Here is a 9,261-nt window from a genome sequence, read left to right as displayed (position 1 = left end):
CGTCCCACCTCAACGCACTGCTTGTCGTCTATGCCGCCGCTGTGAGTGCTCTTCCGCCAGTGGACGCTCATGGCTGCCGCTTGATGTGGGCGATGAGGGTGGCAAACTGATCCGAGGTAAGTGTGAGGTGGCCGCCGTTCGGGTCCTTGGAGTCTCGCACCTTGACTTCGTGTGCAAGACGTCCCAGTTCAACGCAGTGCTGATCGTTGACGCCGCCGCTGTGACTGCTCTTTCGCCACTGAACGTTCATGCGTACTTCTCCAAGTACTGCTCGACGAGGGCGCGCGAGGCATCGTCCGGGAGGGCCTTCGCGCTTATGCGATCCAACCTAGTCCACATGTCTCTGACTTCCACCGGCCCCTCGATCAGGCGGCCGCCGTTTTGAGCCCCCGCGTACGCAACATCCCGCCCCTCCAGGCTGATGATCTGGAAGGGGCCGTCGAATCCCTCGTGCGCCCCAGCCGAGGGTGGGATGAAACGGATGATGACGTTTGGAAGATCCATGACTGCGCGCAGGTGCGTGAGTTGGGATCTCATGACGGCCGCTCCGCCGACGCATGACGCCAACACCCCCTCGTCCATGATCACGAGAGAGAACGCAGGCTTCTCACGGCCCAGAAGCTTCCGCTGTCTGGCGATGCGCTCGGCGATCTCAGCATCGGGGTCATCGACTGTCCCAGCGCGAACTAGGGCACCGATGTACTCCTCGGTCTGGAATTGCCTCGGAATCGTGTGGCCGTGATAACTCCTGATCGCACTCGCCTGCTCCTCGTACCTCAGGAGTTGGCGACCCCAGTCGGGGTCATGCACCATTCGGGCAAACCAGAGCATTAGCTGCAAAAGCATCCCGGTGCCGTACTTCGCGTCGAGTTTGGCGAGGTGGTGCTCTTGGGGTCGCTGTCTACCGGCCTCCATGTTGCAAACAGAGGATCGGGCCACGCCTATGACCTGGCCCACCTGGGTGAGGGAGAGCCCAGCCTTCTCTCGAAGAAACCGCAGGTAGAAGGCCAGAAGGTGATACAGGGAGAGCTTGGGATCGATGGGATCCCGAACGATGGGCATCGCGTTCTCCTGTTTGGTTTTTTTGGTTGTACAGGCAAACCATAGGGCGCCGCAGTGATCCTTGCCACAGAAATTCGGAATCTCGACAAGGGAGCGAAGATGGTCACGACGGTGGCGGGAGATTTGATCATCAAGTTGGCGGGGACGCCGGCGGCGGTGGGGATCGCGCGCATGGTCGTGGGCGCCCGGCTGCACAAATGGGACTATTCTCATATCGTCGACGATTCGCTCGTCGTCGTCTCCGAGTTGGTCACGAACGCGGGGCGGCACGCGCCGTACACGGAGATCCGATTCCAGCTCAGCCGGGACCCGCAGGGCGTCATCATCGCCGTCTGGGACCAGTCGCCGGAGATGCCGAAGCTCAAGCCGATGAGCGAACTGATCCTCGACGTGTTCGACCAGTCGGAGGAGTCGTTCGATGACAATGGCGGGCGCGGCCTGCACATCGTCCGGGCGCTTTCCGCATCGACCGGGGTCACGTGCGACCCGTTCGGCGGAAAGTGGGTCTGGGCGCGAATGATCCCCTGATCTTGGGCGCGAGATTGTTGGGGAGCCCGTGTCGAGCGTGGGCCTGGACGCGGCGGGTGACCTGCTCGTAGCGCAGATCCGGCGGCTCGCCGCGTAGGGCGGGCCGGTCACGGCGTGTCGCCCACAGCATGGGCGGGGCCGACGCCGCGTTCCCCGGGAACGCGGCGTCCGTCGAGGTGCTCGATTCCCCGCATTCGCCGTTCCTGTCGATGCCGGATCAGGACGCCGACGTCCTCGCCAGGCTGGACTGAACGCCCCCGGCGGACGGAGGAGGGGCCCGGCCGCAAGCGCGTGCCGGGCCCCTTGACCGCTCATGGTCCGTCATGCAGACTCGCTTCAACCAGCGCACAACTGTGCGACGGGCGAACTTTCTGCCTTCCCTGACATCCGTCCACGGTGAAACGAGTCCCATGGCATCCCAAGGTGCGACGCGGGGCGGCCGGAGGGTCGCCGCCCCGCCTCACCCGAACCCGAAGGTCCCCGGCCTGCGGCTGCCGCCGCGCAGCTGCGACGCGCACTGCCACCTCTTCGGTCCCGGCGACGTCTTCCCCTATGCCGAGGACCGGGCGTACGACCCGCCCGACGTGTCGAAGGACGACCTGCGCCGCCGCCACGACCTGCTGGGCCTGGACCGCGCCATCATCGTCCAGTCCGCCGCGCACGGCACCGACCACTCGGCGCTGCTCGACGCGCTGCGCACGTATCCGGACCGGTACAGGGGCGTGGCGCTGCTGACGCCGCGGAGCACGCCCGCCGAGGTCGCGGCCCTGCACAAGGCGGGTGTGCGCGGGGTGCGTGTTCAGTTCATGCCGCATCTGGGACCGAGCCCTACACCCGACGAGCTGACGGCGGTGCTGGATCTCGTCCGGCCCTACGCGTGGCACGTGGCGTTCCACATCGGCGGCGACGCGGTCGTGGACATGTTCGACACGCTCCGCTCGACCGGGCTGCCCGCCGTCATCGACCACATGGCGCGGGTCGATCTCGCCACCGGGCTTGACGGCCCGCAGGTGCGGGCGCTGCGGCGGCTGCTCGACACCGGCGACGTGTGGGTCAAGCTCAGCGCGCCCGAGCGGATGTCCGCGCAGGGCCCGCCCTATGCGGACGCGGTCGCGCTGGCGCGGCTGCTCGCGGCGCAGGCGCCCGAGCGCTGCCTGTGGGGGACCGACTTCCCGCATCCGAACGTGCGCGAGATGCCCGATGACGGGGTGCTGGTCGACCTGATCGAGGAGATCGTCCCGGACGAGGGCGCCCGGCACCGCATCCTCGTCGCGAACCCTGCCGGGCTGGGCGACTTCCCGGCGGAGCCGCGATGACCGGCCTGCATCCGCGCGGCACGGTCTTCACCCGGGCGCCCCGGCCGCCGGACGAGGTGCTGCGGGCGTATGACGAGCTGGCGGTGGCGTCCGTCCACGAGGCGATGGGGCAGCGGAACCTGCTGCGCGGCGTCCGGCCGCTGGCGCCCGGGACGCGTGCGGTCGGGCGGGCCGTCACGGCGCTCGACCTGTCCGGGAGCAACCTCACGCTGCACGCGATGCTGGAGGTGGCGGGGCCCGGCGACTTCCTGGTGTGGACGTCCCAGCACGGGCCGGTGGACTCGGCGGTGTGGGGCGCCAACGTCAGCGAGTCCGCTGCCGCGCGCGGGCTCGCGGGCGCCGTGATCGAGGGGCACGCCCGCGACATCGCCGACATCGAGCGGGTCGGGTTCCCGCTGTGGGCGCTCGGCGTGACCCCGGCCGCCACCGGCAAGACGCGCGCCGGGTGGGGCAACGTGCCGGTCGTGTGCTGCGGCGCGTACGTGCGGCCCGGCGACCTGATCGTCGCGGATGGCGACGGTGTCGCGGTCGTCCCGCTGGAGGACGCCGCGCGGGTCGCCGACGCGGCCGCCGCCCGGGATCTGCGCGAGGCCACGACGCTGACGCCGCGCGTGCGCGAGGGCGAGTCGCTGTTCGCGGTGCGCGACTGGGCCGGGAACTTCCCCGCCGACGGCGGACGCTTCGTCGACGCCGCCTGGGACCAGCCAACGAGCGAGAGATCGGAGAGTCGATGAAGGCCGTCGTCGCCGCCGAGACCGGGCCGCCCGGCGTCATGAAATGGACGGACGCGGAACCGCCCAAGCCCGCGCCCGACGAATGCGTGGTGCGGGTCGAGGCGTGCGGGGCGTGCATGCACGAGGTGCTCGTCCGGCGCGGCCAGATCCCGGGCACTTTCCCGATCATCCCCGGGCACGAGGTCGTCGGCGCGGTGGTCGAGGTCGGCGCCGACGTCGTGGACTTCGCGGTCGGTGACCGGGTGGTCTCCAACCAGCGGCAGCGCGTCTGCGGCAAATGCCGGGAGTGCCGGATGGGGCGGGAGACGCGCTGCCCGCGCAAGGTGTTCCTCGGCGACATCGGGCCGAACGGCGGCTACGCCGAGCTGGTGGCGGTGTCGGACGGCAGCCTGGTCAAGGTGCCGCCGGGTCTCGCGTCGCCGCACGTCGCGATCGCGTCCTGCGCCGTCGGCACCCAGCTCAACGCGCTGCGGGACGTCGCGCGCCTGGAGCTGGGGGAGACGGTCCTGGTCACGGGGGCGGGCGGCGGCGTGGGGCTGCACGCGATCCAGCTCGCGAAGGCGATGGGGGCGCGGGTCGTCGCGCAGACCACGTCGCCGGGGAAGGTCGACGCCGTCCGGGAGGCGGGCGCGGACGAGATCCTGCTGGTCGAGCGGGGCGCCGACTACAGCGCGGACGTCATGGGCGTCACCGGCGGGCGGGGCTGCGACGTCGTCCTGGAGAACGTCGGCGCCGCGTCGTTCGCGTCGAGCGTGAAGACCGTCGCGCTGCACGGGCGGCTCGTGCTGGTCGGCGAGGTGCAGAAGGCGCCGCCCCGGGTGGTGGCGGACCTGGTCGGGTGGCGCGGCCGCGACATCTCGATCAGGTCGGCGGCCAGCACCACCCGGCGGCAGCTGGAGGACGTGCTGACGCTGATGGAGCGGGGCGTGGTCACCCCCGTGGTGACCGACGTGCTTCCCATGTCGGAGGCGCCGAGAGCACACGAAATCCTGGAGAGCGGCTCGGCGACCGGGCGGATTCTCCTCGTCCCCGACACCGCCGGATGAATTGTGGAGGAATCGAAGATGGGACCTCGATCTCGGAGAGCGGGCTCTCTGGCGTTCCGCGTCCTGGTGCCGTCCGTCGCGGTCGCGCTGGCGGCGGCCGGGTGCGGTGACGGCGGCGGCAATTCCAAGGAGAGCGGCGAGAATCTGCGGACCGTCAAGGTCGCACTGTCCATCAAGGCGATGAACTCCAGCTTCGCCGCCATTCCGGTGGCCCGCTATCTCGGCTACTTCAAGGAGGAGGGGCTGAAGGTCGAGACGACGTTCACGCCCGGCTCGACCCAGGCGATCCAGGCGGTCGCCGCCGGGCAGATGGACATGGCCGCGCCGGTCCCGCAGTCGCTCATCCCGGACGCGGTGAACAACAAGTCCGACCAGCGGATGTTCTTCAACTGGGCGCGGTCGCAGGTGGCGAGCTTCGCCGTCGAGTCCGGCAGCCCCATCCAGAACTGGGCCGACTTCAAGGGCAAGAAGATCGGCGCGCAGAGCCTCGGCAGCGGGACGATCCCGCTGGCCAAGGCCCTGCTGCGCGAGCAGGGCCTGAACCCCGACACCGACGTCCAGTTCGTGTCGGTCGGGCTAGAGGCCGGTGCCTACCACGCGCTGAAGGCCAAGCGGGTCGACGCGCTGATGCTGTTCGACTCGCAGTACGCGGCGATGGAGAACCTCGGCGCCAAGCTCCGCTATTTCAAGTCGGCGCTCGGGCAGCAGCTCTTCTCGACCGGGTTCTCCGCCAAGCAGTCGTTCATGAAGGCCAATCCGAAGGTGATCGAGGGGTTCGGCAGGGCGATGGCGAAGGCGAACGTCTTCGCGACCGCCAATCCGGAGGCCGCCATCAAGATGATGTACGAGGTCTATCCGAAGACGAACATCCCCGGCGTCCCCGAGGACAAGAAGATGGAGGACAACAAGCGGATCCTCGCGCTGCGGACCACGCACATCACCAGCGGCGACCCGGCTACCAACAAGAACTGGGGCGAGTTCCCCGAGTCGGGCGTGAAGGCGTGGAGCGACTTCTCCGTCTCGACGAAACTGACACCCACCGCGTTCAAGGCCGAGGATTTCGTGACCAACGAGTTCGTGAAGGCGTTCAACGACTTCGACGCCCAGCAGATCCAGAACGCCGCCAAGAACTACAAGTTCGAGGGCTGAGGGCGACATGGGCGACATGAGCACCGAAGAGCACGCGGTCGAACTGGCCGGGCTGCGGCACGTGTTCGCCGGGCGGGGGCGCGGGCGGAAGGCCGTCCGGGACGTCGAGGCGGTCAAGGACGTCGACCTCACCGTCGAGCCCGGCGAGTTCGTGAGCATCGTCGGCCCCAGCGGCTGCGGCAAGAGCACGATCCTGAAGATGATCGCGGGGCTGCTGCGCCCGACCGAGGGATCGGTGCGGGTGTGGGGGGAGCCGGTCACCGGGCCGCGCCGCGACATCGGCATCGCGCTGCAGGACGCCACGCTGCTGCCCTGGCGGGACGTGATGTCCAACTGCCTGTTCCCCGTCGAGCTGCACGGCAAGGTCACCGACGCCGCCCGCGAACGCGTGTCGGGCCTGCTGGAGCGGGCGGGCCTGGCCGGGTTCGAGTCGCGGCGCCCGAAGGAGCTGTCGGGCGGGATGCGGCAGCGCGTCGCGATCTGCCGGGCGCTGGCCGACGACCCGCGCCTTCTCCTGCTGGACGAGCCGTTCGGGTCCCTCGACGCCCTGACCAGGGAGCAGATGAACATCGACCTCAACCGGATCTGGCGGGAGACGCAGAAGACCGCCCTGCTCATCACGCACGGGATCGACGAGGCGGTGCTGCTGTCGACCCGCGTCGTGATCCTCTCGGAGCGGCCCGGGACGGTGGTCGAGGTCGTCACGCCGCCGTTCCCCAAGGAGCGGACGAAGGAGCTGATGGCCACCCCCGAGTTCGCCGAAGTGTGCGGGCAGGTCCGCGACCGGCTGTTCGCGTCCGACGTGAAGGTCGGCGGATGACCGCCCCGACGGCGACCGGCACTCCGGGCCCCGCTTCCTCTGGAAGGGGGGCGGCCGTCCGCTGGGGCTCGCTCGTGGTGGTCACGGGCGCCCTGCTCGCCGCCTGGCAGGTCCTGCCGTCCGGCGTGCAGGGCGACGGCAGCTCGGTGCCGAAGCTGGACGCGGTCGTCAAGGCGCTCGGGCCCTCCGGCGAATGGGGCGAGTACCTCACCGCGCTGCGCACCACGCTCGGCGAGGCGTTCTTCGGGCTGCTGATCGGCTTCGTCGCGGGCGTCGTGCTCGGCGTGCTGCTCGGCGAGTCGCGGATCCTGCGGCAGGGCTTCTACCCCTACGCGCTCGCGCTGCAGGCGCTGCCGCCGATCGCGCTCGCCCCGATCTTCGTGATCTGGTTCGGGCTCGGCATGACGTCCAAGATCGGGCTGGTCGCCGCGGCGACGCTGTTCCCGATCCTGGTGAGCACGATGGCGGGGGTGGCGGAGACCGACCGGGGCCGCATCGAGATGGCGACCGCGTTCGGCGCGTCGAAGGCCCAGATCCGCCGCAAGATCGTCTTCCCGGGGCTGGTGGTGCCGATCTTCTCCGGGCTGGAGATATCGGTGGTGCTGTCGTTCCTCGCCGCGATCGCCGGCGAGCTGATCAGCGCCAACGCCGGCGTCGGCGTGATCCTCCAGGTCTACCAGCGCGACTTCCGGCTGGCCGAGGAATTCGCGGTGCTGATGATCCTGGTCGTGGTCGGGCTGGCGCTGGCGCTTCTCGTCCGCCTCGCCCGGCATTTCATCCTGGAGCGCATGCCCAATGAATAAGGTGACCGAGGCGCCCGAGCCGCGCGTCCGACGACGGGAGCCGCCCGCGCCCAGGCGGCCGCTCCGCTCAGGGCCGCTGGGGAAGGCCGCGTTCCTGCTGCTGCCGCCGCTCGCGGTCGGCCTGGCCGGGGTGCTGCTGATCCAGCTCGTGATCTCCCGGTTCGAGATCAGCGGGGTCGTGATCCCCGCGCCGACCGACGTGTTCGAGGTGATGCGCTCGGACATCTTCCTGGAGCAGGTCGGGCAGAGCACCTGGGAGACGTGGAAGGCGACGCTGATCGGCTTCGTGCTCGGCGCCGGATCGGGCGTGCTGCTCGGCATGCTGATGGCCGAGTCGCGGCTCGTCCGGTTCGTCCTGTACCCGTACGTGGTCGCGTTCCAGTCGCTGCCGAAGATCGCGCTCGCCCCGGTGTGCGCGCTGTGGCTGGGCTTCGGGCTGACGATGAAGTTCAGCTTCGCGGCGATGCTGGCGTTCTTCCCCGCCGTGATCGCGACGCTCGCCGCGCTGTCCACCGTGCCGGGCACGCGGCTGGAGATGGCGACGGCGTTCGACGCGAACCGGCGGCAGCGGTTCGTCCGCATCTCGCTGCCGTCCGCGATGCCGGGCATCGTGTCCGGGCTGGAGATCAGCATGGCGTTCGCGCTGATCGGCGCGATCGTCGGCGAGTTCGTCGCGCCGTCGGCGGGCGGGCTCGGGCAGCTCCTGCTCACCTACAGCGAGGCGATCAACGTGGCCGCCGAGTTCTCCGTCCTGGTGGTGCTGATGCTGCTCGGCGTCCTGCAGAACAAGATCCTCTTCGGCGTGATCCGCGCCGGGACGGAGCGCTACTTCGAGTCGTCCCGCTGACCGCCCGGGGTCATCGGGACGCTTCGGCCGGGCGGCGGCCGAAGCGGGACTGCAGGTCGGCGTCGACCTCCTCGAAGTCGCGTCCCTTCGTCTCGGGCACGTAGCGCGCGACGAACAGCAGGCCGAGCAGCGAGACGATCCCGAAGATCCAGAACGTCTCGCCCTGGCCGATCGCGTGCGCGATCGGCAGGAAGACCAGGCTCACGACGAAGTTCGACGCCCAGTTCACGGCCGTGGACGCGCTCGACCCGGCCGCGTGCGCGCTGGGCGGGAAGATCTCGCCGATCAGCGTCCAGAACACCGGGCCGAGCCCGACGGCGTACCCGGCGATGTAGAGGACCATGAACACCAGCGACAGCACCGAGGAGAAGTCCGCGACGAACGCCAGGCCGAGCAGCGCCATCGTCACCGTCATCGCCGCCAGCGAGAACAGCATCAGCCGGCGGCGCCCGGACCGGTCGATGGCGCGGATCGCGACGATCGTCATGACCAGGTTGATGACCCCGATGGCGATCGAGTAGACGATCGCGTTGGACGCGGTCAGCCCCGTCTGCTCGATGATCGTCGGCGCGTAGTAGATGATCGTGTTGATCCCGCCGAACTGCTGCAGCGCCGCGAGCGCCAGCCCGACGACCAGCGCGGGACGCACCTGGGCCGCAAGCAGCGCCCGCGACCCGGTGCGCTGCGCCGCGCCGCCGCCCTGGAGGTCGTCCTGGCGGCGTTCGGTCTCCCGGCGGTGCTCGAACCGCTCGATCAGCCGGTCGGCGGTCGCCACGTTGGTGACCGAGGCGATCAGCCGCCGCGCCTGCCCCCTGCGGCCCCGCGTCAGCAGCCACACCGGCGACTCCGGCAGCGACCACAGCGTCGCCGCGACGATCACCAGCGCCGGGACGGCCCCCGCCCCGATCATCGCCCGCCAGTTCCCCGCCCCGGAGAAGACCATGTTCACCAGGTAC

Annotated in this window: 12 protein-coding genes; 9 read left to right on the top strand and 3 right to left on the bottom strand. The window is 69.8% G+C overall.

Annotated elements, in window-relative coordinates; translation table 11 throughout:
* Positions 1-67: 67 nt before the first annotated feature.
* Positions 68-250, bottom strand: coding sequence for a DUF397 domain-containing protein (locus E1264_RS35085; RefSeq protein WP_132180566.1), 183 nt, complete (start codon positions 248-250; stop codon positions 68-70).
* The gene (locus E1264_RS35080) at positions 247-1,062 is read right to left on the bottom strand and encodes a helix-turn-helix transcriptional regulator (protein WP_165964543.1); all 816 of its coding nucleotides are present in this window, start codon (positions 1,060-1,062) and stop codon (positions 247-249) included. Before E1264_RS35080 ends, E1264_RS35085 begins: the two co-directional genes overlap by 4 nt.
* Before the next feature lie 99 nt (positions 1,063-1,161).
* Here E1264_RS35080 and E1264_RS35075 point away from each other — a divergent pair, with 99 nt between their 5' ends.
* From E1264_RS35075 to E1264_RS35040, 9 genes are all read left to right on the top strand, one after another.
* Entirely contained in the window at positions 1,162-1,590 is a 429-nt protein-coding gene (locus E1264_RS35075) for an ATP-binding protein (protein ID WP_132180563.1), read from the top strand.
* A 128-nt stretch (positions 1,591-1,718) separates the two neighbouring features.
* Positions 1,719-1,841, top strand: coding sequence for a hypothetical protein (locus E1264_RS46090; RefSeq protein WP_279491864.1), 123 nt, complete (start codon positions 1,719-1,721; stop codon positions 1,839-1,841).
* A gap of 159 nt (positions 1,842-2,000) precedes the next feature.
* Positions 2,001-2,906, top strand: coding sequence for an amidohydrolase family protein (locus E1264_RS35070; protein ID WP_132180561.1), 906 nt, complete (start codon positions 2,001-2,003; stop codon positions 2,904-2,906).
* Complete coding sequence (locus E1264_RS35065) at positions 2,903-3,640, top strand: RraA family protein (protein ID WP_132180559.1); 738 nt, start codon at positions 2,903-2,905, stop codon at positions 3,638-3,640. Before E1264_RS35070 ends, E1264_RS35065 begins: the two co-directional genes overlap by 4 nt.
* Positions 3,637-4,686, top strand: a complete 1,050-nt coding sequence (locus E1264_RS35060) for an alcohol dehydrogenase catalytic domain-containing protein (protein ID WP_132180557.1) — start codon at positions 3,637-3,639, stop codon at positions 4,684-4,686. The genes E1264_RS35065 and E1264_RS35060 overlap by 4 nt, the downstream gene beginning before the upstream one ends.
* Positions 4,687-4,704: 18 nt before the next feature.
* Positions 4,705-5,835, top strand: a complete 1,131-nt coding sequence (locus E1264_RS35055; protein WP_132180555.1) for an ABC transporter substrate-binding protein — start codon at positions 4,705-4,707, stop codon at positions 5,833-5,835.
* 7 nt (positions 5,836-5,842) lie between these two features.
* Positions 5,843-6,655, top strand: coding sequence for an ABC transporter ATP-binding protein (locus tag E1264_RS35050; RefSeq protein WP_132180553.1), 813 nt, complete (start codon positions 5,843-5,845; stop codon positions 6,653-6,655).
* Positions 6,652-7,458, top strand: a complete 807-nt coding sequence (locus E1264_RS35045; RefSeq protein ID WP_132180551.1) for an ABC transporter permease — start codon at positions 6,652-6,654, stop codon at positions 7,456-7,458. Before E1264_RS35050 ends, E1264_RS35045 begins: the two co-directional genes overlap by 4 nt.
* A complete protein-coding gene (locus E1264_RS35040) occupies positions 7,451-8,305 on the top strand; it encodes an ABC transporter permease subunit (RefSeq protein ID WP_132180549.1) in 855 nt (284 codons plus the stop codon). Before E1264_RS35045 ends, E1264_RS35040 begins: the two co-directional genes overlap by 8 nt.
* Before the next feature lie 10 nt (positions 8,306-8,315).
* On the opposite strand, the gene E1264_RS35035 is transcribed toward E1264_RS35040, so the two are convergent.
* The coding region (locus tag E1264_RS35035; RefSeq protein ID WP_132180547.1) for a sugar porter family MFS transporter at positions 8,316-9,261 on the bottom strand (946 nt) is incomplete at its 5' end.

It is taken from the genome of Actinomadura sp. KC216, assembly GCF_004348535.1.
Lineage (GTDB): Bacteria > Actinomycetota > Actinomycetes > Streptosporangiales > Streptosporangiaceae > Spirillospora.
This window is presented reverse-complemented; position numbering and strand designations above follow the sequence as displayed.

Coding starts and splice junctions, on each gene's coding strand:
- E1264_RS35085 (WP_132180566.1), bottom strand. CDS start 250: ATGAACGTTCAGTGGCGAAAGAGCAGTCACAGCGGCGGCGTCAACGAT.
- E1264_RS35080 (WP_165964543.1), bottom strand. CDS start 1,062: ATGCCCATCGTTCGGGATCCCATCGATCCCAAGCTCTCCCTGTATCAC.
- E1264_RS35075 (WP_132180563.1), top strand. CDS start 1,162: ATGGTCACGACGGTGGCGGGAGATTTGATCATCAAGTTGGCGGGGACG.
- E1264_RS46090 (WP_279491864.1), top strand. CDS start 1,719: ATGGGCGGGGCCGACGCCGCGTTCCCCGGGAACGCGGCGTCCGTCGAG.
- E1264_RS35070 (WP_132180561.1), top strand. CDS start 2,001: ATGGCATCCCAAGGTGCGACGCGGGGCGGCCGGAGGGTCGCCGCCCCG.
- E1264_RS35065 (WP_132180559.1), top strand. CDS start 2,903: ATGACCGGCCTGCATCCGCGCGGCACGGTCTTCACCCGGGCGCCCCGG.
- E1264_RS35060 (WP_132180557.1), top strand. CDS start 3,637: ATGAAGGCCGTCGTCGCCGCCGAGACCGGGCCGCCCGGCGTCATGAAA.
- E1264_RS35055 (WP_132180555.1), top strand. CDS start 4,705: ATGGGACCTCGATCTCGGAGAGCGGGCTCTCTGGCGTTCCGCGTCCTG.
- E1264_RS35050 (WP_132180553.1), top strand. CDS start 5,843: ATGGGCGACATGAGCACCGAAGAGCACGCGGTCGAACTGGCCGGGCTG.
- E1264_RS35045 (WP_132180551.1), top strand. CDS start 6,652: ATGACCGCCCCGACGGCGACCGGCACTCCGGGCCCCGCTTCCTCTGGA.
- E1264_RS35040 (WP_132180549.1), top strand. CDS start 7,451: ATGAATAAGGTGACCGAGGCGCCCGAGCCGCGCGTCCGACGACGGGAG.